The following is a 26753-nucleotide window of genomic DNA, read 5'->3' on the forward strand; positions in this document are numbered from 1 at the left end:
ATTATATTTACTATTACAATCACAAACGAATTAAGGAAAAATTAAAAGGCATGAGTCCGGTTCAATACCGAACTCATGCCCAGGAAGCTGCTTAATATTCATGTCTAACTTTTTGGGTTCAGATCATACACAGACTCTTTTACCTAATTTTTGAAAACACGTTACTGTAACATTCCTTTTAACTGTACAAGTTCTTCTTGAGTAAGCTCTCTCCATTTCCCTCTTGGCAAATTAGCAAGCGCTATTTTCATAATTCGAATCCGCTCAAGTTTGATAACTTTATATCCGAAAACCTTAGACATTCTCCGAATTTGTCGATTAAGACCTTGCGTCAATATGATCCGAAAGACGTTGTCACTTATTCTAGTTACTTTACAAGGCTTTGTTTTTACACCAAGAATTTCAACCCCGTTTGCCATTCCATCAATAAACGAGTGACTAAAAGGCTTGTCCACTGTGACGATATATTCTTTCTCATGATTATTTTCTGATCTCATCATTTTATTTACAATATCTCCGTCGTTTGTTAAAAGAATCAGACCTTCTGAGGCTTTGTCTAAACGACCAACAGGAAAGATCCGTTCCGGATAATTGATAAAATCGATAATATTTCCTTCAATATGCTTTGCGGCAGTACAAGTGATTCCGGCCGGTTTATTTAATAAAAGATAAACTAGTTCCCCCTTGCTACCCAATGGTTTCCCATCGATTAACACAAGATCCCCTTCCTCAACTGTAGCACCCGCTTCACAAATCACACCATTTATCGTAATTCGATGTGACTCAATCAAGCGGTCTGTTTCTCTCCTTGAACAGAAACCTGTCTCACTGATGTATTTATTAATTCTCAAGAGGCTTAAACCCCTTTCATTAGCATTAGATCAAGATAAAGCTGGCATTTTTGATTAAAATCTGAAAAATCAATAGTAGTTAGTTCCGTTATCTGTCTTATTCGATAGTTTAACGTATTTGGATGGATAAACATTTGTTCTGCAGTAGGTTTAAGTTTACAGTTATTAACCAAAAAATATTCAAGTGTTTTTAGTAATTCTGTTTGGCTTTCCCTATCTTTTGCTTTTAATAATTGTAAATTCTTATTTAAATAATTACATTTCTTGTTTTTATTGTTGATCACATCAAGATAACGGAATATCCCTAATTTGTCATATTCGTATGGCACATTTTCCTGTGTTCCTAGCTTTTCCGCAATATCTACAACTTCAAGTGCTTCCTCATAGCTTGAATAAAGCGAGCATAATTGCTGATATTCATTACCTATACCAATATAAATATTTGAATAGCGTTTCTCATCAAAATTCGTTAATAAATTGTCAACGATTTGGAGTCCAGCTTCGATTGGAGAATATTTAAGCGAGTAGCAGCCGACGATAATCACGATATTGGACTGATTAATTACTACATGACTCGTATTGTCCTTTAAATTCAGGTAGGATCTAATCGTTTCTTTTAATTCTTCAACAAGCTCTTCTTCCGCATTTATCGCATTAACAACCATGATACTGAAAATAGCAGGTAAGATGATGTCTAGCTGTGTTGCTTCCCATTTAAGCTCCTTCTCGCTTTTAAACCCGTTATTAATCGCTTTTCTAAATAAATGTTCAATCGCTTCTTCTTTTTGCTGCTTGATTTTATTCCTTTTATGAATGATTTTCCCAACATGAAAAGAAACTTCAAATAAAAAATCCATTTCTTCATCGGTTAGATTCTCATCAATTTCTTGGACCCAAATATAGCCCATGATCGTTTCTTTAAATTTAGCACTTACAACAACACGTTGATTTAAACCGATTTCTTTCATTTCCTTTATCCGAAAAGGTGTTGGAATTGTTTTAAGCTGATCAATAACTCCTGTCTCAACAAATTTTTCAAAAATATTTAGCGGGCATTTTTTTGAAAAAATCGTTTGCTGATTCGCTAAATCAAAGTGGTCCACATAATAGGAATTGTATGCTAATAGGAAAAAATGATCGCTTTCTAGTATGACAGGCTTTTTCAATCCATTACTTATATGATCAATGATTTCATTTATATCAGATAAAGAGAATATTCTTTCTAATAACTCGTTCATATACACACTATCTCCTACACGGTTTTATCCTAATCATACTTTGCAATTGGATGAATGTATAGTTGGTTTGTTAGGAAATCTACTGAGATTTTTCGGTATTTTTCGTGACTATATAGGACTTTTTGGTTCACTGCTACAAACTTGTAACAAAAGCGCAAGCGCCTTGAACAGCCTCGGGCAAATAAGACGCTTAAGAATAGAAGGTGTTCTTTACCTTCAATTCTTAAGTGGCTGTAGACCCAAGAGGGGCTAGACGCTGGAGCTGGATGCCAAGCGCTTATCCACAGTACAAGAATTTTATAATTTCCTGGTAGACAATAAAAAAGGGCAGTATTATTTAATATAATACTACCCTTTAAACTTATTAATTTAATAATCTTAAATCTTACACGTTTTTACTCACTTCTTTATCTTTCTCAAATAGAACAAGTAAGCTTGGTAATAAAACCCCTCTTATTAAAAACGTATCTAATAAAATCCCTACTGCAACAATAAAGCCAAATACGAATAAAATTTCAATCGGTTGTGTCATCAAGACAGCAAATGTTGCTGCAAGCAGGATTCCAGCAGATGAAATGACACCACCTGTTGATGAAACAGCAATTTCTACTGCTTTCTGAACAGAATGTTTTCTTCTTTCTTCCATAAATCTTGAAATTAAAATAATATTGTAATCAATTCCTAATGCGACTAAGAAAACGAATGAATATAGCGGTACTCTGTTACTGATCGAATCAATATCAAAGAACAAACTAGTTAAGAACATCCCTAAGCCAAGTGCAGCCAAAAAGGATAGTAAAATGGTTCCCATCATATATAGTGGCATTTTAATTGATTTCGTTAGAAAAATTAACATGATAAAGATTAAAATGGTTTCTAGTAAGACGATAACTACAAGGTCTCGATTATTTACTGATCGATCATCTACTTGTGTAGCTGTTTCTCCAGCGAAATAGAGCTCCCCTTCAAGATGACTCTCTGCTAATAGGTGATCAGATTCATCAATCATGGTCACTAATGCATCCATCGTTTCAGTTGAATAAGGATTTTCCTCAAAAGTAAGACTATATTTAATGACTTTTTTATCGTCAGTGATATCATCTATTCGAACATTACTAACAAGTGATTGATCAGATAGCAGATTTAATAATTCCTCTTGTTCTTCAGCTGTGACCGCTTTTAGTGATTCAAGCAAAACAGTCGTCGGTGCTAAATCGCCTTTTTCAAACTTGTCTTCTAAAATTTCAAAGCCTTGGCGAGAAGGCATATCTTCTGGAAATGACTTCAATGTATCAAACTGATAGTTCAATTGAAACATATTACTTGCAGATACTAAAAGAATGATACCAACAACTATTGCTGATACAACTGGTTTTTTCACGACAATGTGACCAACTTTAGCCCAAAATGAACTTTTTGCAACCTTTGCAGCACCTACTTTTGGTACTTTAGGCCAAAATGATTTTCTACCGAAAAGAGTAAATAAGGCAGGCACCAGTGTCACCGATGCTAACATGATAACGATCATTGTCGTTCCAAACGTAGGAGCAAAATTTCGATAATCACCAAATTCAGCAAAGAATAATACGAGCATTGCAGCTAAAACTGTCCCACCCGAATAGAAAACTGGTATTCCTGTTTCTCTCATTGCTGATTTCATTGCCAAATATTTATTTTCATGTTCTTTTAACTCTTCACGAAAACGTGAGAAGACAAACAATGAATAATCAATGACGGCAGCAAATAACAGGATACTCATAATTGACAGGGTTTGTTTATCCATAACCAATCCAGCCTTAGCCATTAAGCCAAGAGTTTGGTTAACTACCTCATATACAAAAGCTGCGGCTATTAATGGTATTAATGCTAATAATGGTGAGCGATAAATAACAATTAATAAAACTAAAATAATTCCTACTGTTGATAAAATCAGAACCACGTCTGCTCTAGAAAAGAGATCTATGGTATTAACAGCGATCCCTGCTGGTCCAGTAATATACAATGTTAAATCTGTCGATACTTCAGAAATTTCTTGAATTTTTTTTTGAGCTTCTTTCATTTCCGTTGTGTCTAGCGATGTTTCAAATGTCACTGGAATTACTGCTGTCGTTTCATCCTTTGAAAAGAACCCTGCAGCAGCCTGTGGCGGTAAATCACCTAAAGGAATAATTTCTTTTACACCTTCAATATCTTCAGCTTCCACTTTTGCTAGTAATTCGGTCAGCTCGGTTATTTCCAACTTGCTCTCATTGTTTTGGAACACTAACAACGCTGGAAGCCCATCTTTATCATTAAAATATTGATCGACTTTATTTTGTGCAATGACAGATTTTGCATTATCAGGTAGTGAATCGATGCCTGATACTTCATAATCCTTAGCACTCGGTGCAAGTCCTGCCAATAACAAAGTTATTACTAACCAAGCACCAAGTGTTAGCCACATCCCCTTTTTTGTTGAAACAAAATCGGTTATATGATTAATTATTTTTTTCATCTTTCTTTCCTCCTTTTTTTTAGTACTCAACAGTTCACGATTTAGGTATACAACTCCAAAGTGACAGTCATGTCACTTTGATTAAAAATAAAATGACACTTATGTCACCTTTAATTATTATTAATAGTGACGCAAGTGTCAATTAATTTGGTGTGAACATTCCATGACTAATAATATGCTTAATCGATTCCACCCATTCCTTTTGCGGTACCCCGAAATGGTTTGGGATGGCAATCGTTTGAAATATAAAGCCTAATACTAACCCGTCTGGTATATTTTGTTTTAGGACTTTTTCCTTTCTTCCTAATTCAACAAATGCATGTAAATAGTGATACATATCCAGATGATGTTTTTCTAAATGTTTGATATTTACTCTTACCTTTTCATTTGATTCTTTTGGAATTTGTTGAGCAATCCCTATTAGTTGCTGAACTTCACTATGACTAAAAATGAGATTTAACAGGAAGTCAAATTGTGCTTCAAAACCTTTAACATCCTTAATTTGTTCTAATTCTAATAGAAATTGTTGTATTTCATAAACCATAAAATCTGTTATTAATTCATCTTTATTCTCGTAATATTTATACAATGTCCCTCGAGCTACATGTAAACGTTCAGCTAGGAGACTAAATGTAAAACCTTCATAGCCAATATTTAGAAGTAGTTGTTTTGTAGCTTGTAATAAATCCTCTGTCGAAAATTTTCGTTCGCGTACCATATGTTCACCTCAATATTTATTATCATACTACTACTTTACGCTGAAATGAACCACAAGAATTAATATGCTATCAGGAGGTAAGGTGTGGCCTCTAGATAATTGTTTTGTTACTTCTTATGCTTGATGCTACTTAGAATCACTCAGATTGGACTTAAATAGATTGACGCCACATATAACTATTCTTTAAAAATTTATAGACATAATAAAATTGGGCAGGATAACCTACCCAATTTTAACTACCGTATTACTCAGACTCTGAAACTAATGTAAAGCGCTCATTTAAATGCTGAGGGTTTTCAACTTCATCTAAAACGGCAATCGCAAAATCGGCATAGCTTACATAGCTTTGACCTTTTGCATTCACAATAAGGTTGTCTTTGCCTTTTTGATACGATCCAGTTCTTTTACCTGTTGGATCAAAGAATGCCGCTGGGCTAATAAATGTCCATTCAATATCAGTTGTATTTTGTAAATCTTCGAGGTTTTTCCCTTGGTTTAATGCTGTTGCAAAATACTCTTGAGGGAAATCAGGTGTATTCATTACACGTGTTGTTTTTGCCTCGTCAACAAATAGACTTCCAGCGCCACCTACAACGATTAGTCTAGTATTTGACGTTCCTTTAATGACTTCAATTAACGATCTACCTATTTCTACGTGAAGTTCCTCTTGACCCGCCGGCGCCCCAAATGCATTAACAACGACATCAAATTGGTTTAAGTCACTAGCACTCAGTTCAACTACATCTTTTTCTAAAACTGCCACTTTTTTATCCTCTACTTTACCCGCATTTCTAACAATTGCAGTAGCTGTATGTCCTCTATCAATTGCTTCCTTTAAGATAAGACTTCCTGCTTTTCCAGTCGCTCCAATAACACCGATTTTCATTGATTTATTCCTCCTAAAATTTATGTTTATTTTGGTTGTAACTATTTTGATTACATGTAACAATATAAGTTACATGTATGATGTTTGTCAATTCTTTTTATTGTGTTTTTATACAAAAAAGTATTTTTCTAATATAATTAGAGAAATATACTAACTTGTAACAACTTGTATTACATGTTATTTCCTTTATAATGATTAATAATCCGAAAAGAAAAGGAAGGCGAAAGAAATGTCCATCAGTAGCCGGTTCGCTGTAGGAATTCACATATTATCTCTTTTAGAAATAAACAAAAATGCGATCAATTCTTCTGAATTCATTGCGAGTAGTGTAAATACAAATCCAGTTGTGATTAGAAAAATCATGGGGATGCTTAAAAACGCAGAACTAATAAAGGTTCGCCCAGGAATTGCAGGTGCAACCATTGCCAAACCTTTATCTGATATTACGCTTTTAGACGTCTATAAAGCTGTAAATGTTGTACAGGAAAAAGAGCTATTCGGCATACACGAAAAACCAAATATAGCTTGTCCTGTTGGAAGGAATATTCAACATGCAATAGAACCACTATTTTCAGTTGCTCAACTTGCATTAGAAAAGTCTTTAGGAAATGTCACAATTGAGGATGTTGTTGCAGATATTTTAGAAAAGGAAAACTTGAGTAATAGTAAAGACTAATCTTAAAAAAAGGCTCTTTTCTAAGAGATTGTTGCTTTTAAAACGAAAACTTTTTAAGGTTGATTGGAACGGATTGCGAGACTCCTGCGGGAGTAGCGGGACAGGTGAGACTCATGCAGGCGTTTACGCCGAGGAGGCTCATCGCCCCCCCCGCGGAAAGCGAGCATCTCTCGCTGCAATCATCAACCACACCGCACTACTTGGTAAATAGCAACAAAGTTTGCGAAAACAACCTAAAAAAAGAACATTTACAATATATGTGCGATAAGAGTCAAATTGTAGGTTGATGCTGCATCAGGTATGCTCTATAGACTCTTATCAGCACTAATTTTTAAGAGAATTATTTCTGCTTCCATATCGCATTATTTTCCTAGTAATTAATCTCGATGTGTAAAAAACCATTTAAGTCTTTGGCAAAGTATTTACTTTCAACGGTGATTTTTCCATTGCTGTATGGTTTTAATCCAAAAAACATCTCACTATGCACTTCGTTTATCTCCGTCTCTAAAACGTTTGATAATACTCTACTGTACATAGGTGGATTAGGATAATCATTTGTGCTCAAAGAATAGATTCTTAAAAACTCATTTTTTTTATCAAAAAGAAGTTTAATTTGAAATTCTTCTTTTTCTAAAATAATCCGATCATTTACTTGAAAGATATAGTAATTCTGTGAAAAGTCATATCCTTAACAACCATGCCAACCATGGTATTCCACTATCATGTCACCTAGGATGGTTTTAACCCTTTCAAGCGTATCATAAGGCTTTAAATCATGTCCTGCTATTGTGACTATGCCTTCTTTTATATTCAATGAATTTCCCCCTTAAGCTGTCACAATTTCATCTGATGAACACAGCTCTATCCTATTTGGCCGCCTCAATATTGGGATTGGCCAATAGAATTTCCTCAGTTGTCTCCCATAACCTAGGTAAAAACTTGATAACATCTTCAGCACGACGAATGATGTCTGCAGACGAAGTGATACCAAGGTCTGCGACGATTGCTGCAAATGCTGGATAGTGTGCGCGTTGTAGCTCCGGTGTTGCATCTACCTCTAAGATCTTGTGGCAGCGGGCAAAGGTTGCAACGATCCAAAAGACAGCTTCACGGTGGTTACCAGCACGGATGAGTTCACGGCTACCATCAATTGCAATCGGTCTTGCTTTCGCTGTTATGTCTGTGCTGAAGAAGAACGGTGTCTTCGCAACACCTGCAGTATCGTCAAAGGTTCGAGCAAGCTCATCAAGATGCTGTTCGACGCGCTCGGGAGTTAGATTTGCACAGCCAAGTAATTTTAGCAGATCTTCATAAAGACTATCATATCCGTATTCCATAAGCACCTCGCGAGCTGCAAGATAGCGGAGTCGAACGGTTGGGTTTCGGAGTGCGGCTAAGAGGAGGACGTGAGTAGTCACACCACCCGGAAACATCCAAGACATTACCTGATCATGCAATGGTGCTGAGATATCAATTGCCCTTAGTCCGATTTCGACCTTCTGTCGGGCATTCTCGCACCTTCGTCGTACCCACAACTCTTCAGCAAAATGACGAGACACCTGTTTTTGTAGTCTGCTCAGATGTCCGGTAGGATCGGAAATAATTGTGTCGACTCGGAAGCTGCCTGCAAGGTGATAGGATGTTAGTACCTCTTCTACAGAAGCTAGCAGTTTCCAAGGCAAATAAGTTGCCTCAACCAGTGTATCGCGATAGATAAACTTCCCAAGCTTAGGCGGGGGCTCCGAATGTTCAGTGACAATGACGACGTCAACATCAGAAGCCACCGACAACTCAGCGTCATCAGGCAATCCAACCGTCGATCCGCTGAAGTAAGCTCCACGAAATCCATTCATCTGACTAGCTTGCTCCATGACCCACTCAACAGCTGCAGCTCGAGCTAAACCTACTTTCACGAAAACCATCCCCTTCTCTTTGCATAGATTAATAGTTTAAGTTGAATAAATTTGGAACACCATATATGAATGGCTTGTTCTAGGAGATATTTTTTTGTTTTCAAAAGACTGTTAAAAGGAAGCAACATTTAAAGGATAGGTTAAAACTGTATTACTTTTACATTTTATCGGACTTTACTTTATAAGCACAATATACTCATAACGAAAACAGCCTTTATTTTTAAATGCACTTATACTAGAACTTGTTACACATTATTTCTAGAAAAATAAAAAAAGCCAAAAACCACTAGATATAAGCTCTAATGTTTTTTGGCCAGTCTATATATGTTTAGTTAACTAAAAAAACTTTGAACTATGAATATGTTTGAGATTACACTGCTGAACTGACTTTTTCATAAGAAGACTTTTTTTCATCTAGGTCTTCTGCTTGTTTTGCTCTCTTAATAAAGAAGGAGAGAATCAGTGCTAATGCTGCAATAAATGCTGCGATAAAGAAGGCAAAATTAATCCCTTCTAACATGGCTTGTATAGCAATTTGTTGTTGTATGTCAGCAAGTGCAGCTTTTGTTGGTTCACCAACGGTATTTTTTGCTGCTTCTGCAGCTAAATCTGTAGCTGTTGATTCTGTACGGTTAGACATGATTGTAACCAATAACGCTGTTCCAATCGCTCCAGAAACTTGGTTTAATGTATTGTTCATGGCTGTTCCATGCGGATAAAAACGTGCTGGTAATTGATTTAAACCATTTGTTGAGACAGGCATCATAACCATTGACATACCGAACATTCTAACAGCATGCAAGATCATTAAGTACGTGTATGTCGTATCTAGTGATAATGTACTGAAAAGATAAGTCGTTACTGTTGTAATAGTTAAACCTGTAATCGATAATATACGTCCACCAAACTTATCAAATAATCTCCCTGTAATTGGTGACATGAGGGCCATCACTAGCGCTCCTGGCAGCATCATTAGCCCTGCATCAACTGGAGATATACCACGAATTGTTTGAACATAAATCGGTAAAAGCAGCATCCCAGAAAACAATGCCATATTTAAGACAATCGTTATTGATGAAGACAATGCAAACATCGGATACTTAAAGATACTGAAGTTAAGCATTGGTCGTTCTAATTTTGTTTGACGTACGATAAAAGATATTAATGAAATAATCCCAACGATAATTGTTAAGTAAACTTGAGGACTATCCCATCCTTTACTTCCAGCGGAACTAAACCCATATAGGATACCACCAAAACCTATGCTTGATAATAAAAGCGAAAATATATCTAAACGGATATCTACTTTTTCCTTTTTATCTTTAAGTAAGAAAAAGCCAATTAAAAGTACGATAATCGCTATTGGCGTGACAAAATGAAAGAGCATTCTCCAGTCATAGTGCTCGATAATCCAGCCTGATAAAGTCGGACCAATTGCTGGTGCCGCCATTAAAATCAAGCCAAAAACCCCCATCGCTGCTCCCCTTTTTTCTACTGGAAAGCTAACTAGCATAACATTCATTAAGAGCGGCATCATAATCGCCGAACCAGAAGCTTGTAGCATTCTACCTGCTAATAATAAAGGAAATATTTCCGCAATCCCTGCAATAAGTGTCCCGATTGTAAACAATCCCATTGCAGTTATGAAAAGATGTCGAACAGAATATTTTTGGATTAAGTACGCAGTTGTTGGAATCATAATCCCATTTACTAACATAAAGCCTGTCGTTAACCATTGGACAGTCGCTGTGTCAATATCTAAATCGATCATAATTGATGGTAAAGCAATATTTAGTAATGTATTGTTTAAAAATGCAATAAACGCACCTATCATCAAGACAGCAAGGATGCCGTATTTTGGACGATCAGGCTTATTTATGGAATCTTCCATCGTTGTGCCCCCTCTATACTTAAAGTTCATTATTTTGTACTGTTGTTTCACACAGACAATATCATATACCAATAGTTCAATTAATGCAATGATAATTTATTCCTTTATTTAAAGGGTTTGTTTAAATTCTAAAAGTGGTGTACGATGATTTTTATACTAGCAGTATAGAAATGTACCTTAATAAAGCAAACTAGAAAGAAGATAAAAATAAGGACATATTATAAAGGGCTGGGTATAGGGGTTTTTTAGGCCATAGAAGCGTCATTTGATGTCTTTATACAGAGGTTAATTGAGCCTCTATATTCGGTCTTTAATCAATACGTTATACACTTATAACAAAATGAAGGTAGGTGATATATCATGAACGATCGGAAACAGCATGTAATAAAAATGTCACATCAATTATTTATTGACAAGGGGTTTCAAGCCACTTCTATTCAAGATATATTGGACTACAGTGGCATTTCAAAAGGTACATTTTATAATTATTTTTCATCTAAAAGTGAATTATTAATCGCTTTATTTAAAGCCATTTATACGAAAATGGAACAAGATCGGAATGAGTTACTTATTGGTCAAGATCCTTCTTCAATTGAAATCTTCATAAAGCAAATTGAATTGCAAATAAACACAAATAAAAAAAATAAATTAATTGCGCTTTTTGAAGAAGTCCTTGTCTCTAATGACCCCGATCTCAAACAATTTATTAAAATGGGGCAATTAAGAAATCTTCAGTGGATATACAAGCGTTTCTTAGAAATCTTTGGTGAAAATAAACGAATTTATTTATTAGACTGTGCAATAATGTTCATAGGAATTTTGCATCATAACGTTAAGTATTATGTCATGGCAAATGGTTCAAACACCAGTATGCATCAAGTAGTTTCGTATAGTGTTGAAAGAGTTGTGAACATCGTCAATGAAGTAGCAGCATCTGGTGAGCAACTAATCAAACCTGAGATTTTAGAGAACTGGCTGCCAGAAAATAACAGAACTGACCAGGTACTTCAACTGAAACTTACTGAAACGATATTAGCTTTGAAAAAAAGTCTCTGCTTACATGAAGAACATGAAAATTACAACCAGTTAATAGACTTTATCCAAGATGAACTATTACAATCAAAGAAACCTCGAAAATTTCTGATTGAAAATAGCCTGTTACCACTAAATAATGTTCAGGATAGTATAGTGAGGGAACTAGTAGAAAAGCTTACTCAACTAGTTGCTAATTATTTTTTAATTTTAGAAGAAATAGATTAAAGAGATTTGTTTTCTAAAGATACTGTTATTATTTCCCCTTCAAATTTTCTAGAAAGATTAAATAATTTTCAAAAAGGCTCAGTTATCATACTGAGCCTTTTTGAACTACTATTCACCCTTTACTATCAAGAGAGGGAACCTTCAAAACTGGCTTTCCTGTTTCAATTAATACTTTGTTTCGGCCTAAGAAAAAAGAAAGTATTAAGATGAGTAACCCTGTTCCTATCAGTAACCATTCAATTTTCATTATATCCGCGATTGGACCGAAAATCAGCATCCCAATCGGCATCATTGAAGTTGAAATCATTCCAAAAACACCAAAAATCCGTCCTAAATAATTCTCTTCTACTTTCTCCTGTAATAATACAGTAGTTGGCGTATTAAAGATCGGCATCGCAACTCCAAATACGCCCATAAATATTAAATACATCCAAAAGATAGGAACAATACCTAGTGCAAATGTACAAGCTCCCATTAAGAGACTTGCAAACGTCATCGTATGGACTCTATTTTGAAAGCCTCCCCAAGAAGCGATTATACCTCCACCAGCCATCATGCCAATCGAAAAAGCGATTTCGATTGCTGTTAACCGCCAAACATCTTCACCAAAACTACGAGTAACCTGCAGTGGTGTTAAAAATGCAGCAGGTGCCATTAAAACAAAGAAAATGGCGAAAAATAGAAAGAATTTCTTCAGAAAATCGTGATTATTTATATATATTACTCCTTGTTTAAAGTCATTGAAATAGCTAGTTGTTAGTTTTTCTGCTGCCTTCTCATGCAGCGGAATATGAAAAAATGCGAGTAACGTGAAAATCGCAATCGCTGCAGTAATGACATCGATAAAGAGAATCATTTCGATAGAAGCCATTGTCAATAGTGCCGCGCTTACCATCGGGGCCACAAACATAATGATCGCTTGCAGACTTCCGTTAGTTCCATTTACTTTTGTCAGCTTATCCTTCGGTACGATTTGTGGCAAAATAGCACCGACAGCTGGGGTTTGAATTCCTGTCCCAATTGCTCGAACAGCAGCCATGACAAAAAGTAACCAAGTCGCATCATACCCCATTAAAAATACAATTGCGAGTATCAATGTTGCAATCGCTATTAGTGCATCTGATAATATAATCAACATTTTTCGATTGTAGCGATCCGCCCATACCCCTGCTATTGGGGATAATATAAAGGTTGGGATGAAGCCACAAATGATAAACAACGTCATCATCACACCTGACTCTGTAGTTAGCGTTACATACCACATAATCGCATATTGAACTAAGGCCGAACCAAAAAGTGAGATCGTCTGACTACTTAAAAAGAGAATAATATTCTTTTTCCAATTTCCCATTGCTTGTTCATTTACTGAGTTCATAATTTCACGGCCCTTTTTGTTCATATTAGGTTGTTTGATGCAATTTTTATAAAACTCATTCAAAAAAACTCTCGGATATTCAACTACTCCCGATATATTCTCAAGTTTAGCTCTAACTTTAATATCATAAACACTTCGTTTAGAACATCGAAAGGTGCTTTAATTCCCTACAATCATACAATCCCCACTTTCCATGTTTTGTTAATTTATATTATAGAGGATTAGTAGAAATATTGTGTGATTGATTAATAGTGTTTGAAATTATTCACATTTTTGATGTTTTACAATCGCTCCTTAAATAATTCCAATATATTCCAACGTATCATCGAATTTTGAACACTAAAATCTATATATACCTGACATAGACGTCTAATTTTTATTATTGGCTAAGTTATCTGTTATTTATTTAGCCAAGGAAGGAGTTCTTCATGACTATAGGTTTTCTCAGTTTCCGAAATAACTTTGGATAGAAAAATATCAATCGTATCTGTTAATAAGTTTAGAGTATGTTGAACAGACCCATTTTCAAAACGATCTAATGGCTCAGGTAACTCATCCTCGTCTAAAATAAAGTAGTCTCCACTAGGGAGAACCATTATATCAATAATTAAATCCTCAAAAGATACAAAATGATCAGTCATATAAGTATTTTTCACAATATTAAAATAAGCACCTAAATAATTTCCTCTATTATCTCTCCAGATGTACAAATTATATGGACGATCTCTCCAGTAATATGCAATTGTATAACTACCTTTAGGTATAGTTAATTTTGTTTTATTTGCTTTCATTGTAAAGGAATCTACTATTTTATGAAAAAGCACGATATTTTGATTCTTTGCATCTATCACTAGACAACTATGTTCTACAACTGTGGAGTCGTACCGTATTTTTCTCTCTTTCATTTGATTATAACGTTGCAAAGTTGGTGTACTTAAATTGACCATTGCTTTCATTTCTCCTATCTAATGTTCTTTCACCTGGATAAATGGCTTTTAATAATTGTAACATCAATAAAAGTATCAAGTAATTGTCCCTAAAAACGTAAAAAGCGCGATCCATCACTTCCAATTCGCGTATAATCGTGGGAGTTCTTGTTAATCGGGGTTATAGGGATCATCAACAAAGATCTATAGTCATCATCAGAATGAATTTATCATTTGCATTATAAGAAAACGTGTCAAAGCTATAGTCAAATTATCCCTCCTTTTAGTTGCTAAAATTTTTACATTTTTCACTTAAACAGTTCTATTTAAACTCTGATCATTCCTATATTTTCAAAGTGCTTATTCCATGAAAAAAAGCTCTATTCGCTATTACGCAAACAGAGCCTTGATTTAACATTATTCATTTTTCATTCACATCGATTTTGTAAACTCACTAAACTTCTCACTCACCTGCACAGAGGGCTTAGAAGTTAGTAAACTCACAATATAAACAGCTAAAAGGCTAGCAGCAAACCCTGGAATAATTTCGTATAGCACATCAGATAACCCCAATTTTGACCAAATAATAACTGTTACCGCCCCTATAATCATCCCAGCAAGAGCGCCCCATTTTGTCATTCTTCCCCAATATAAACTTAAAATAATGACAGGTCCAAATGCAGCACCAAAGCCAGCCCAAGCATAGCTTACAAGACCCAGTATCGTGTTATTTTGAGTCCATGCTAAGCATAAAGCTAGGATGGATACAACTAATACGGATAAACGTCCCATGAAGACTAATTCTTTATCAGTCGCTGATCTGCGGAAAAAGGTTTTGTATAAGTCTTCTGTTAATGAGCTCGATGTCACTAGTAATTGTGACGATATTGTACTCATAACTGCAGCTAAAATGGCAGAAATTAAAAAGCCGGTTATGATTGGATGGAAGAGAATATTTCCTAATTCAATAAAGATTGTTTCAGGATCACTGATTTTCATACCTTCTTTTGAATAGAACGCAATACCGAGAAAACCTGTTAGCATTGCACCGATACTTGAAAAAATCATCCAATTCATTCCGATGCGACGCGCCTTCTTTATTTCTTTTACTGATGTAATAGCCATAAAACGGACAATGATATGCGGTTGTCCAAAATATCCAAGACCCCAGGCAAATAATGAAATAATACCGAGTAAACTTGTTCCTTGAAATATATCTAGCAAATCAAGATCAATCGAACGAATTTCAGTAACAGCTACTGTTGGACCGCCAACGTGAAGCAAAGTCACAACCGGCACTAATATTAATGCAACAATCATAATAATTCCTTGCACAAAATCAGTCCAACTAACTGCCAAGAACCCACCAAATAATGTATAGGCTACAACTACCCCAGTAATTATCCATAAACCTGTATGGTAATCAAGATTTAAAATACTATTAAACAATACCCCACCTGATACCATTCCAGAAGAAACGTAAAAGGTGAAAAAGATGATGATAATGATTGCTGAAAATAAACGCAGAATCATTGTTGTGTCATTAAAACGATTTTCTAAATATGCTGGTATCGTAATTGAATCATTTGCCATTTCAGTATATGTACGTAACCTAGGTGCAACATAAAGCCAGTTAGCCCATGCCCCCAACGTTAGACCGATGACAATCCAGGAAGCAGATAAACCAGTGGCATACATCGCACCAGGCAAGCCCATCATAAGCCAGCCACTCATATCCGAAGCACCTGCACTTAATGCGGTTACTGCCGGACCAAGATTACGTCCCCCAAGCATATAATCTGAAAGATTTGAAGTACGTTTATACGCATAATAACCAATAAAAAGCATCCCAACCATATAAACACAAATCGATAAAATTAACTGTAAATTAACCATCTAATTCCCCCATCATCCACTTTGCCCCAATTTTTATATAAAATATTGTATAAATATACTACAAAAGTAGAATAATAGAAAGCAGTTTTTTTTATCTACTTTCTATCAAAAAATGGTTACAGCATTTCACTAATTGTTTTTGCTTGCATATGAAGAGCTAAGTAATCTGGACCGCCTGCCTTTGAATCTGTTCCAGACATTTTGAACCCGCCAAATGGGTGATAACCAACGATTGCACCTGTACAGTTTCGATTAAAATATAAGTTTCCTACATGGAATTCATGTTTTGCACGCTCAATATGTTGTCTGTTTTTTGTAATGACAGCACCTGTTAATCCATATTCAGTGTTGTTTGCAATTTTTAGAGCCTCATCAAAGTCTTTAGCCTTTGCAAATGCAACAACAGGGCCAAAGATTTCTTCCTGCATGAGGCGGGAGTTCGGATCTAAATCAGCAAAGATCGTTGGCTCGATAAAGTAGCCTTTCGAATTATCACCTTTACCACCGCTCATTAAGCGGCCTTCTTCCCCGCCAACTCGAATGTAATCCATAATTTTATCATAAGAGCCTTGGTCAATAACGGGACCCATATACGTGTCTGCATGTTCTGGGTTGCCAGTAATTTTTTGTTCTGTAATTTCCACAACACGTTGAAGCACTTGATCATAAACTTCCGCATGAACAACCGCACGAGAGCCTGCAGAGCATTTCTGACCGGCAAATCCAAACGCAGAAGCGAAAATGGATTGAGCTGCTAGTTCTAAATCACAGTCCTTATCAACAACGACTGTATCTTTCCCACCCATTTCAGCAATGACGCGTTTTAAATGCATTTGCCCTGGTTGAACCTTTGCAGCACGTTCAAAAATACGAGTACCTACTTCACGAGAACCTGTAAACGTAATAATACTTGTTTTTGGGTGATCTACTAAATAGTCGCCGACTTCAGCCCCACTACCAGGAACAAAGTTTACAACACCCTTCGGTAAACCTGCTTCTTCTAACACTTCAACGAATAAAGCAGCAATTACCGGGGTAGTACTAGCAGGTTTTAGAACAACTGTGTTTCCTGTCACAATTGGCGCAACAGTTGTACCTGCCATTATCGCAAATAAGAAATTCCATGGTGGGATAACAACTGTTACTCCTGTTGGTGTGTAAATATATTTATTGATCTCACCTTCTCGGCTATTCACTGGCTTTCCTTTTGCTAATTCAATCATTTGGCGGCCATAGTATTCCAAAAAGTCAATTGCTTCAGCCGTATCAGCATCAGCCTCATTCCATGGCTTACCAGCTTCTTTAACGAGCAGAGCAGAAAAATCATGCTTTTTACGACGTATGATCGCCGCAGCTCTAAATAGAATGTTCGCTCTTTCTTCTGGATTCCAATATCTCCACTCTTCGAATGCCTCCGCTGCAGCTTGAATAGCCATGGACGCATGTTCTTTTTTTGCTTTCGAAACAATACCGACAACCTCTTCTTTATTAGCCGGATTATACGAAACAATTTTATCCTCTGTTGAAATTTTTTCTCCATTTATCACAAGTGGATAAGCTTTTCCCATTATTTCATTTACATTGGCAAGTGCCTTTTCAAACGCAATACGGTTTTCCTCAATACTAAAATCAGTAAATGGTTCGTGCTTGTAAGCTGTTGTCATATCAATCGACTCCTTCTATTTTGATTTGCCCATTCTTAATGGGCAGTAATTACTTCACTTCAAAAAAACAAGTCTCACTTTATCCCATTCTTAACGGGCAGTAGACCTTCACCTCAAGTATCAAGCTATCTAAAGAAGTATGGAGATAGATTAGGATAAACTGCCCGTAAAGATCCGACGAAGGACAGGATGTCCAAGTCAGGCGAAGCCACAGGACGTGGCGTTTTAAGCGTGATAAGTTTCGCTACCATTCAGTGGGGGATGAAATACCCCCCCCACTGAATGAAGTCTCACTTTATTTTTGTGTCATGCCTTTTAATGCAAAAGCAATATTTGATGGACGCTCAGCAAGTCGTCTCATAAAATACCCATACCAATCATTCCCGTATGGAACATAAACACGCATTTTATAGCCCTCTTTGACCAATTCCTTTTGTGTTACCGTGCGCATTCCATATAGCATTTGAAACTCAAATTGTGTTGTTGGGATTTGATGTTCTTTTACTAGTTTTTTTGTATAGTCAATCATTGCATCATCATGTGTGGCAATGGCTGTGTAATTTCCATTTAATAAATGCATTTTAATAATTTTTTTGTAATTTTCATCAACATCCGCTTTATCAGGAAATGCAACTTTAGCTGATTCTTTATATGCACCTTTTACAAGACGGAGAAATGGTTTGTATTGATTTAAATCCTTCATATCATCTTCCGTACGATATAAATAAGCTTGTAGAACAGTGCTTATATGGGTGTAGCGTTGTTTAAAGTCTTTGAAAATATCAAGTGTTTTTTGACAACGTTGTTCATCTTCCATATCAATTGTGACCATTATTTTATGCTTTTCCGCGGTATCAAGGATTCTTGTCATATTTTCATAAACAAGTTTCTCATCGATATCTAAACCTAATGACGTCATTTTTAATGAAACTTGTGAATCTAAACCTTGAACTGCGATATTCTCAATCGTCTGAATGCACTCATCTGTTCTTTCTCTTGCAATCTCATAGCTTGTTACAAACTCACCTAAATGATCCACTGTAACGGATAAGCCTTCCTCATTTAGCTCTTTAATAAACTTAATTGAGCTAGGAAAATCTAGACCACCAACAATTTTGCCAGCAGCAATATTCCCTCCCCAATTTTGGGCTGCTCGATTCAACGCTTTGTTTTTTGATAGATATAAGAAAAAATCTTTTGTAAGAACCTGCACTGCATACACCCCCAAAGGATATAGATGAATAAGAGTTTCATAATGTTTTCTTACTGATAATTTTACAATTGTGAACAATTTGTAACAATGTATCGGAAATACAAAGATTTGGATCATTCATTGTGTAAAAAACACAATAGAATTGAAAACGCTTTAAAGTGTTAGATTTAGAGACTTTCAAACTCATAAATGCTCTATATAATAACTGTTCCACACTTGAGGCTACGTTAAACAATAGATTGACAAACAAAAAAGATGGATTCTCTAAATGAATAGAATCCACCTTCTTTATTAGTTTATGTGCTAGTTAACTATTCTTTTGTTTTTCATTAGGAATACTAACGTCTACGCGATAATCCAGATCAGCATCAATCGATACTGCTAGTGGTACAACTCCGTATGCTGCATCAGTATGCCCAAGCATTCGATTGCTGGCTGCAATTAGCTTCTGGCGCTGCTTGATCCTTGATAGACGTTCTTCACCAAGATCATGACGAGTTGATTTTATTGAGTCAAAAGAGAAACATACCTCTCCGTTACGAAATGCTGCTTGATCTAGAAACTCAATGCTGTGTCCACGGAAATTTAGATAAAGGAGATCTCCTGTTTGTAAATAAAGAATGCCTCCTCCATCTTTTGCTTCTGGTGTCATATGTCCAATCGCAGCACCGTATGTGACTCCAGAGTAACGACCGTCACTAATTAAGGTAGCGAGACGTTTTAATTTTCGGTTTGCGTTAATATGCTGCATCGGTGTAAACATTTCTGGCATACCAAAGGCAATTGGACCCTGCCCAGAAATAATAATTGATATTTTTAAACTACCTTCCTTAACCATCACTTCAAATAATTCATTATATTCTAGAAGCTTACAAGATTCATATAGCTCAGGTGTGTTATGACGTACCATCGCGATCATATTTTCATATGAAAAGCTTCTTTGATCCTTTAATTCCTCCAGGAGCTTACTATTCAATAAACTTTGATTTGCGTCATCTTCATTTTCATAATAGAGCACAAATGCTGCTTTTTTATCAAACACATTTAGCTGATTTGTTGTCATTCCGCTAATCTTTACGACAGCGCTTTCAAAAAAGTTCCCTTTAAGGACATCAACACCGCTAAAGGAACGTTTCGGAGTTGATAAAATGATAGGATTTTCTCTTACATTTTTAGCTGATAATGCTGCTGTTTCATCTGATAAGCGCTCAAGCCATGTTGTGCCAGTAACCGTAGGTGCGTTAACATCCATTGGTACACCATTTTCTAACAATTCGTGGAAAAGCGTCTCCATCCCACGGCTAGATCCGGAACAGCATTGAGTAGCTAATGCAAAAATATCTCTGCCTTCTGTTAAGCTATAATTAAATAAATCTGGAATTGGTACTTCATGGTGAATCTCATCCAAATCCCATAAACTAAACTTATATCCGCCATAAAGCATTGCTGCAACGATATGCATCATGAGGTTTGTCGATCCACCTGATGCACTGTGAATACGAATGGCATTTTTAATATTAGTCGCAAGTATATTTGATACACCATATGCAGGATCATTAATCATCGTTGCTAAACTATCAACTGATTTATTAACTTGTTCCTGTGTTGGTGGTGCTGCCAGCAGTTCAAGCTCTGGATGAACAAGCCCCATACCTGCTACAAGATGTCGTGAACTATTACCAGTACCATTAAATGCGCACACACCACCTTGACCATCACATGTATGGACCGCTAGCTGTCTTTCATATTCATCATGCTCTGCCTGTGTAATAAAACCCTGCTCCTTAGCTCGTTGAAGGACACCTTGAAACGCAGTGTTTGAAGAGCACTGTAAAATATAAGCCATTGTATCGCGAAGGTCGAATGCAATATCCTCTGCACCTTGTGATTCGGCTCGTTTAGCAACTTCTTCTAACTCTGCAAACAATATTTCTGGTATTGTTCCACCCTGAAGGACATGTGCTGGAGCAAAGGTTGCAAAAAACGGTGCTTCTCCGCGGTCCTTTCTCACCCGGTCTAAATGAGCAAGCGCACTGACAACTCCTAAAGGTTGTTTATCACAGCCTTGAATCACAAAAGCTCCATGATAACTATGTGCCTCAAGCTGGTTGACAACCATTTGTGCAACAGCATTTCGACTTTGAAGTGAATAGCTCATCCCTTGATTGCTTTGTGCCGTTCCATCACACATAACAGGAGTTGAAAAATAAAACGGTACGCCGCCATTTTGCCAAATACGAATAGCCGCTCGAGCAGAGGTTTGAAAATCCATAATATGTGCAGGATGGTCAGACGATCCCCCGATAATGGCTATCCTAGGTGCATTCTCGTGTAAACGATTATACACCTCTTCTAATGTCCAATCAGGCTTATTACCTTCGTACGTTGCGCCTAAAATTTGCTTGGAACGATCTAGCAAACCAGCAACACAAATCGGCTCATTTGCCTTCCCCTGCACATTGTCGCGGTAAGGGTTAATGCTATTGTTGATATATGGATACTTTACTGACATTTTTTTGAAATCCTCCCTTTGTGGGGGACAGTCCCTCATTTGAGTGTGGGGACTGTCCCTCTTTTTATGGTAATAACTTTATATAGGGCCATTTTCCTTACATGTAGGGGATATCCCTCTATTTATGGTTTAGGAGTTGCGGTTTGGGGACTGTCCCCCTACAAGGCGTAGGGACTGTCCCCAAACAATCCAATCAAACATCTTCACCCTTTCACAAACACTGTTTTAATAGAAGTAAAAAACTCGATTGCTGCTTGGCCTTGTTCACGTGAGTGGGAGCTGGATTGCTTCATTCCACCGAATGGTGCTTGTAATTCTACACCTGCAGACTCTGCATTAATTCTAACGAGACCAGCCTCAATATCATTGATAAATGAAAGCATGTTTCCGATATTAGTTGTAAAGATTGACGCACTTAGGCCAAATTGAACATCGTTTGCAACTTGTAGAGCTTCTTCTATCGAATCAACTTTGATTAATGCTAATACAGGGCCAAATATCTCTTCTTGTGCAATAATCATGTTTGATGTGACATCTTCAAAGATTGTTGGCTCAACGTAAAAACCATCTTCAAATTCAGGACCTTCTGGTTTCTTTGCACCACAAAGGACCGTAGCACCTTCATTTATCCCTTTTTCAATGTAAGAAAGAACAATGTTTTGTTGGCTTTCACTTGCACAAGGTCCCATCCAGATTCCCTCATGTAATCCGTCTCCAACTGTTATCTCTTTAACTTTCGCCACTAATTTCTCTTTAAATTCATCATAGATTTCCTTCTGTACAATGACGCGGCTGGTTGCCGTACATTTTTGTCCTGTTGAGCGTAGACCACCGCTAATTGTAGCCTCTACTGCTAGATCTATATCAGCATCTGCTGCTACAATTACTGGATTTTTCCCACCCATTTCAAGTTGATATTTTGCACCGCGTGCTAATGCTGCTTGACCAACACGTTTTCCGACACTGTCAGAGCCAGTAAAGGTAATTCCATTAATATCTGGATGATCACTGATTCCTTGCCCAATCACAGTACCTTTTCCAGTTACCATATTCACAACACCGTTTGGCAAGCCTGCTTCATCAAAGCATTCAATGATTTTAGCTGCTGTAACGGCTGTCTCTTGCGCTGGTTTAAATACGACTGTGTTTCCATAAACAAGAGCAGGTGCCATTTTCCAAATTGGAATGGCTACCGGGAAATTCCATGGTGTAATTACACCGACAACACCAAGTGGTACACGGCTTGTGAACATTAATGCTTCACTATCTGTTGATGGAATCACATCGCCGACTTTACGCATTCCCTCACCAGCGTAATAACGGAGAATGGCAACACCACGAACTGTTTCCCCTTTCGCTTCTGGTAATGTCTTGCCCATTTCCTTTGTCATCGTTTCTGCGATTTCGTCAATACGAGCTTCAATCGCATTAGCAATTTTAAAGAGAAACTCACCTCTTGCAGGTGCAGATAGCTTTCTCCAACTACCTTGTGCCTGTTTAGCTACTGCTACAGCTTTATCTAAATCTTCTATATCAGATGTTTGCACATATCCGACAATTTCGTTCTTATTTGCAGGATTAATGCTCGCACTTACTTGCTCTGTTGTAGACGGCACCCAACTTCCATTAATGTAATTTAAATATGTTTTCACGTCTGCTAATGTTGTCATTTTAATCACCTTCCGTATGTTTATAAATTTATTTATTTAATAATTTATTAACCTCTAAATGTAGCATTTTCACTAACTGCAGGGATTCCTAGTCCTTCTGCACCTGGTTTGGACATGATTGCATCTGGACAATAGCGCTCAATGACTTGCATACCTAGTTGTGCTCTGCGTACTCTCTCCTTACATAATGCAATATTTGTTGAATCAAGATGAGTTCCTGATGGATATACGTCAGGATGATTACGCAATCCAAATTTTATATAAACAGGTGCTAAGACTCGGATAAATTCTGGGATTTCATAATGGCGAATAAATCCGCCAAAATTATCTGGAACTTCAACATAAAGATCAATAGGTATATCAATCGCTTGTCTGATTGCCGCTAATTTTGGAAGAGTTAGAGCAGTTGGCACGTTATACGTGTCAGCTCCTAAATCCTGCATTATTTTAATTGACACTGGATTTGAGGCCATCATTTGTACGGAAACTTTCACAACAAAGTCTTGCGGCAGGATCCCTTGCTTTTTCATTTCCTTTGTTAATAACAATAACCCTTCATCAGCAACCAAAGCTCCTCGTAAACCTAACTCTGCTCCACGCTTTAAATCTTCCATTGCATAGACCAGTTGATCAGCACCTTCATGGCGTAATGCTACTACTTTTCCTGCACTTGTTAATGGCTGTGCACTAATATCCCAAGTGCCACGAGGTCCAACAAACAAGCTTAATTCCATTTGTTTTTGAGCACTCATCTCACACATCTCTTTAATTTCATCATCTGTTAAGAGCATGATGCCACTTCCTTGTGACACACGATGTACCGTTAAATTTAGGCGTTCTATTTCCTCAAGTGTTGCCTCAAGTGCTCTTGGTCCCTCAACACTAGGAATTTCGATTCGATATTGTGCACCATCTGGAAAACGCTTTGTTGAAGTTGGCAGATCGTATAAATCACCAGATGCAAAACCTAATGATGCAAGAAAGTCTTTTGACGCGTTCATTTTTTTTACACTCCTTTTATGATTTCTCTTTTTTTTAAATAGTTTAATAGATTCCACTAATTATGGAATCGCTTACATTTGATTGGTAAAAGAAATTTCTTTTTTACGGTATGAATACAATTCTGGTAATGAGAAATTTTCTGTATTTTTGTGATGAGAAAACAAGATCAGGTCATTACTACGATTGACCTGTCCTGATTCAAGTTAATTACCTTTAAACAGATGGTTTTCCGCCAAAGTTAATATCGGAAATAGTATCATTTAGATGTGATTTCATGAGTAATTTTGCACGATCAGGGTCACGATCACGTATAGCTTGCGCAATCATTAAGTGGTATTGTGCTGCTTTTTCAATTGCACCTGGAATGAGATTTGTATATTTACGAGATTCTAGTAGTTGAGTTTCAAGTGATCTAAACATGTCAAAAAGGTAGTCACTGTGTGCTGCTTTTGCGATTAAAAAGTGGAAATAAACATCTTCGTCTGCAAAACTTTCAAATCTTTCGATATGTTTTGCAATTTTTTCAGCAGAATGACAAATCTCTTCAATTTCTTGGATAAATGCTCTTTGTGCTGCAAAATATGCAAATTCTGTTTCTAAAAGTAGCCTTGCTTCAAATAGTTTAAAGAGGGATTCTGTACTTATTTTTTCTTGAGCTTTTTCAGAATAGATCATATCTTTCCGAACAAATATTCCACGACCATGTTCAATGGAAATGATTTTTTTATCTTCTAATATTCGTAAGACCTCACGTAAAGTAGATGTACTAACGTTAAGTTCCTCTGTAAGCTTTACAAGTGTTGGTAACCGTTGTCCTGGTCTCCATATGCCATTCTTGATTCTCTCCATTACAAGTTCTAATGTCTCATCAAAAACCTTTCTCTTTTCCAACGATCATCCCCTCTATTCATCATATCAATATGTATCTTTTCACCATAATGATATGATCTATTTACAAAGATGTCAATATTATTCCATGTGATTTTTTCAGTCTATTGGAACATTCATCAAATGTAATCTCACTGTCATAATAATGATTCGATTATGGATAATATACTGGGTGAAGGTGTGAGCATTTCGAAATATTTTCTATCTAGGGAGTATCATGGAACTAGACTCATAGTAGAAGCAAGCTTAATACCGAGTAACATCTTTTATAAAATAACAACTAAATTATTAGGTTGGACAAGTAAACTCATTTTCGATGAACTATACCAAAACCTGAAAGCATACGTTGAAAATGAAGTTGAAGATTATTAAGGGAGGCAATGACAATTGAGTTGCTTTTATTTATTGTATAGTGATTTTTATTAATTAATTCAACATGACCATTTAAGAGTTTGCGACAGTAATTACTATTTACTTTTTATAATGCCTTTCTAGTGCTTTGTTTGCAACTCTTCTTCCCCTAATATTACAGCGAGAATTCTCTTCGTCATTGTGTCCTCCTTGAATTAATCTACTTAATGATCACTCATGAAAAGCATAACAGCTTATTGGGCCTTTTTCATGAGTGATGCCCGTCCTGTCATTACATTTATTCAGCACAGTGCTTTCCATTAATATAGTACGCTTCTTCAGAATAAGCCGTAAAGACAACTTCTACTTCAGGTAAACCTAATTCGAGAAGGTAGTTTGTTACTGCATGGGCAAATCGATCACGTATATGTTGTCCACGCTCAAACCACTTCACTTCAATTAGTGGGAATGCTTCGATTTCTTCACCATTAAAAACAAACACAGAGCTTGGTAGCTCGAATGTGAAATTATCTGACCCACATTCACAAATGACTGCTAGCTCTTCTACTAGTGGTTTACTGATTTTTTTTAATTGTTGAATGTTTATTCCGCGAAATACGATATGTGGCATGGGATTTTCCTCCATTTTGTTCATTTTTATTATTATGTATTCCCTATCATAATATCATGATTTAGCTAGGCGACCGTATAACTGTTTTTATAATATCCAGTAAATTATAAGAGCATCTCACATGCTCGAAACAACCATATTACCAATTGATTTTTAGGTTCAAAAGTGGGTTTAAATAATTCGTCATACTTTATTCAAATGTTTAAAAAGTTTATTGGCGTTACCTCATTGAAGTATAGAAATTTACAATGGACTAATATAATATGAAGTTAGAATGATAAGCCAAAATTTAAGTCGTAATTATTAATAAGTTATTTTTAGTAGGAATAATCATATATTTTATATCAAACGTTTTTTTGGGAGGGAATACCATGAACATAGCCATTACGTTGGTCATTATTATCGGTTTATTAGCTCTTGTCGGAACTGTCTTTTTAGGTGGTAAAGGTGATCATAACTACGACCACGCGACAAAAGGTAATATTTCTCGTCTTTCATGGATTTATATTATTCTTGGAATTGCTGTAGTTATTGCATTCGCAGTTTATCTTTTTTAAATGATGACAAAGGTTCTTCTTATTGCTTTTATTATAAGGAGAACTTTTTTAGTAGAAGCAAATGTAGTTTTTTTCACTCATTTATCTTGTTAAAAGTGTTGATGAAAACGCATTCACAATATGTACACAATTAATTAAAAA

Annotated in this window: 23 protein-coding genes; 5 read left to right on the top strand and 18 right to left on the bottom strand. The window is 36.3% G+C overall.

What is annotated here, in order from left to right; translation table 11 throughout:
* On the top strand, positions 1-95 hold a 95-nt coding region (locus I7822_RS16595), incomplete at its 5' end, for an IS3 family transposase (protein WP_207980357.1).
* A 66-nt stretch (positions 96-161) separates the two neighbouring features.
* On the opposite strand, the gene I7822_RS16600 is transcribed toward I7822_RS16595, so the two are convergent.
* From I7822_RS16600 to I7822_RS16620, 5 genes are all read right to left on the bottom strand, one after another.
* Positions 162-851: a pseudouridine synthase gene (locus I7822_RS16600; RefSeq protein WP_207980230.1), complete on the bottom strand. Its 690-nt coding sequence runs from the start codon at positions 849-851 to the stop codon at positions 162-164.
* A gap of 5 nt (positions 852-856) precedes the next feature.
* Entirely contained in the window at positions 857-2089 is a 1233-nt protein-coding gene (locus I7822_RS16605; RefSeq protein ID WP_207980231.1) for a PucR family transcriptional regulator, read from the bottom strand.
* A 385-nt stretch (positions 2090-2474) separates the two neighbouring features.
* Positions 2475-4583, bottom strand: a complete 2109-nt coding sequence (locus I7822_RS16610; RefSeq protein WP_207980232.1) for an MMPL family transporter — start codon at positions 4581-4583, stop codon at positions 2475-2477.
* 142 nt (positions 4584-4725) lie between these two features.
* Entirely contained in the window at positions 4726-5301 is a 576-nt protein-coding gene (locus tag I7822_RS16615; protein WP_207980233.1) for a TetR/AcrR family transcriptional regulator, read from the bottom strand.
* A gap of 244 nt (positions 5302-5545) precedes the next feature.
* The gene (locus tag I7822_RS16620; RefSeq protein WP_207980234.1) at positions 5546-6187 is read right to left on the bottom strand and encodes an NAD(P)-dependent oxidoreductase; all 642 of its coding nucleotides are present in this window, start codon (positions 6185-6187) and stop codon (positions 5546-5548) included.
* Positions 6188-6416: 229 nt separating this feature from the next.
* On the opposite strand from I7822_RS16620, the gene I7822_RS16625 reads away from it, so the two are divergent.
* Positions 6417-6863, top strand: a complete 447-nt coding sequence (locus I7822_RS16625; protein WP_207980235.1) for an Rrf2 family transcriptional regulator — start codon at positions 6417-6419, stop codon at positions 6861-6863.
* Positions 6864-7551: 688 nt separating this feature from the next.
* Here I7822_RS16625 and I7822_RS30265 read toward each other — a convergent pair.
* The 3 genes from I7822_RS30265 to I7822_RS16635 all read right to left on the bottom strand — a co-directional run bounded on the left by I7822_RS30265 (position 7552) and on the right by I7822_RS16635 (position 10667).
* Positions 7552-7677 (bottom strand): hypothetical protein, encoded by a 126-nt coding sequence (locus tag I7822_RS30265; protein ID WP_279381987.1) that lies wholly within the window; start codon positions 7675-7677, stop codon positions 7552-7554.
* 52 nt (positions 7678-7729) lie between these two features.
* The gene (locus I7822_RS16630) at positions 7730-8785 is read right to left on the bottom strand and encodes a hypothetical protein (protein ID WP_243459508.1); all 1056 of its coding nucleotides are present in this window, start codon (positions 8783-8785) and stop codon (positions 7730-7732) included.
* A 361-nt stretch (positions 8786-9146) separates the two neighbouring features.
* Positions 9147-10667: a DHA2 family efflux MFS transporter permease subunit gene (locus I7822_RS16635; protein ID WP_207980237.1), complete on the bottom strand. Its 1521-nt coding sequence runs from the start codon at positions 10665-10667 to the stop codon at positions 9147-9149.
* 360 nt (positions 10668-11027) lie between these two features.
* Here I7822_RS16635 and I7822_RS16640 point away from each other — a divergent pair, with 360 nt between their 5' ends.
* Positions 11028-11927 carry a TetR/AcrR family transcriptional regulator gene (locus I7822_RS16640; protein ID WP_207980238.1) on the top strand — a complete coding sequence of 300 codons (900 nt, stop codon included), beginning with the start codon at positions 11028-11030 and terminating at the stop codon, positions 11925-11927.
* 112 nt (positions 11928-12039) lie between these two features.
* Here the strand turns inward: I7822_RS16640 and I7822_RS16645 are convergent, their stop codons facing one another.
* From I7822_RS16645 to I7822_RS16685, 9 genes are all read right to left on the bottom strand, one after another.
* Positions 12040-13302 carry an MFS transporter gene (locus I7822_RS16645; RefSeq protein ID WP_207980239.1) on the bottom strand — a complete coding sequence of 421 codons (1263 nt, stop codon included), beginning with the start codon at positions 13300-13302 and terminating at the stop codon, positions 12040-12042.
* 398 nt (positions 13303-13700) lie between these two features.
* Positions 13701-14249 carry a ribonuclease FAU-1 family protein gene (locus I7822_RS16650; RefSeq protein WP_207980240.1) on the bottom strand — a complete coding sequence of 183 codons (549 nt, stop codon included), beginning with the start codon at positions 14247-14249 and terminating at the stop codon, positions 13701-13703.
* A gap of 411 nt (positions 14250-14660) precedes the next feature.
* Entirely contained in the window at positions 14661-16124 is a 1464-nt protein-coding gene (gene putP / locus I7822_RS16655; RefSeq protein WP_207980241.1) for a sodium/proline symporter PutP, read from the bottom strand.
* Positions 16125-16240: 116 nt separating this feature from the next.
* On the bottom strand, positions 16241-17788 hold the full coding sequence (pruA, locus tag I7822_RS16660) for an L-glutamate gamma-semialdehyde dehydrogenase (RefSeq protein ID WP_207980242.1): 1548 nt from the start codon (positions 17786-17788) through the stop codon (positions 16241-16243).
* A 295-nt stretch (positions 17789-18083) separates the two neighbouring features.
* On the bottom strand, positions 18084-19001 hold the full coding sequence (locus tag I7822_RS16665; protein WP_307847788.1) for a proline dehydrogenase family protein: 918 nt from the start codon (positions 18999-19001) through the stop codon (positions 18084-18086).
* Between the two features lie 307 nt (positions 19002-19308).
* Positions 19309-21513: a dihydroxy-acid dehydratase domain-containing protein gene (locus I7822_RS16670; RefSeq protein WP_207980244.1), complete on the bottom strand. Its 2205-nt coding sequence runs from the start codon at positions 21511-21513 to the stop codon at positions 19309-19311.
* Between the two features lie 203 nt (positions 21514-21716).
* Positions 21717-23183, bottom strand: a complete 1467-nt coding sequence (gene gucD, locus I7822_RS16675) for an alpha-ketoglutaric semialdehyde dehydrogenase GucD (protein ID WP_207980245.1) — start codon at positions 23181-23183, stop codon at positions 21717-21719.
* Positions 23184-23230: 47 nt separating this feature from the next.
* Entirely contained in the window at positions 23231-24184 is a 954-nt protein-coding gene (locus I7822_RS16680) for a U32 family peptidase (protein WP_207980246.1), read from the bottom strand.
* 214 nt (positions 24185-24398) lie between these two features.
* Positions 24399-25076, bottom strand: a complete 678-nt coding sequence (locus tag I7822_RS16685) for a FadR/GntR family transcriptional regulator (protein WP_207980247.1) — start codon at positions 25074-25076, stop codon at positions 24399-24401.
* Positions 25077-25253: 177 nt separating this feature from the next.
* Here I7822_RS16685 and I7822_RS16690 point away from each other — a divergent pair, with 177 nt between their 5' ends.
* On the top strand, positions 25254-25445 hold the full coding sequence (locus tag I7822_RS16690; RefSeq protein WP_243459509.1) for a hypothetical protein: 192 nt from the start codon (positions 25254-25256) through the stop codon (positions 25443-25445).
* Positions 25446-25722: 277 nt separating this feature from the next.
* Here the strand turns inward: I7822_RS16690 and I7822_RS16695 are convergent, their stop codons facing one another.
* Positions 25723-26055: a DUF1904 family protein gene (locus I7822_RS16695; protein WP_207980248.1), complete on the bottom strand. Its 333-nt coding sequence runs from the start codon at positions 26053-26055 to the stop codon at positions 25723-25725.
* 371 nt (positions 26056-26426) lie between these two features.
* On the opposite strand from I7822_RS16695, the gene I7822_RS16700 reads away from it, so the two are divergent.
* On the top strand, positions 26427-26612 hold the full coding sequence (locus tag I7822_RS16700) for a hypothetical protein (RefSeq protein WP_207980249.1): 186 nt from the start codon (positions 26427-26429) through the stop codon (positions 26610-26612).
* Positions 26613-26753: the final 141 nt, after the last annotated feature.

Source organism: Metabacillus bambusae, from assembly GCF_017497975.1.
In the GTDB taxonomy this organism is placed as follows: Bacteria; Bacillota; Bacilli; order Bacillales; family Bacillaceae; genus Metabacillus; species Metabacillus bambusae.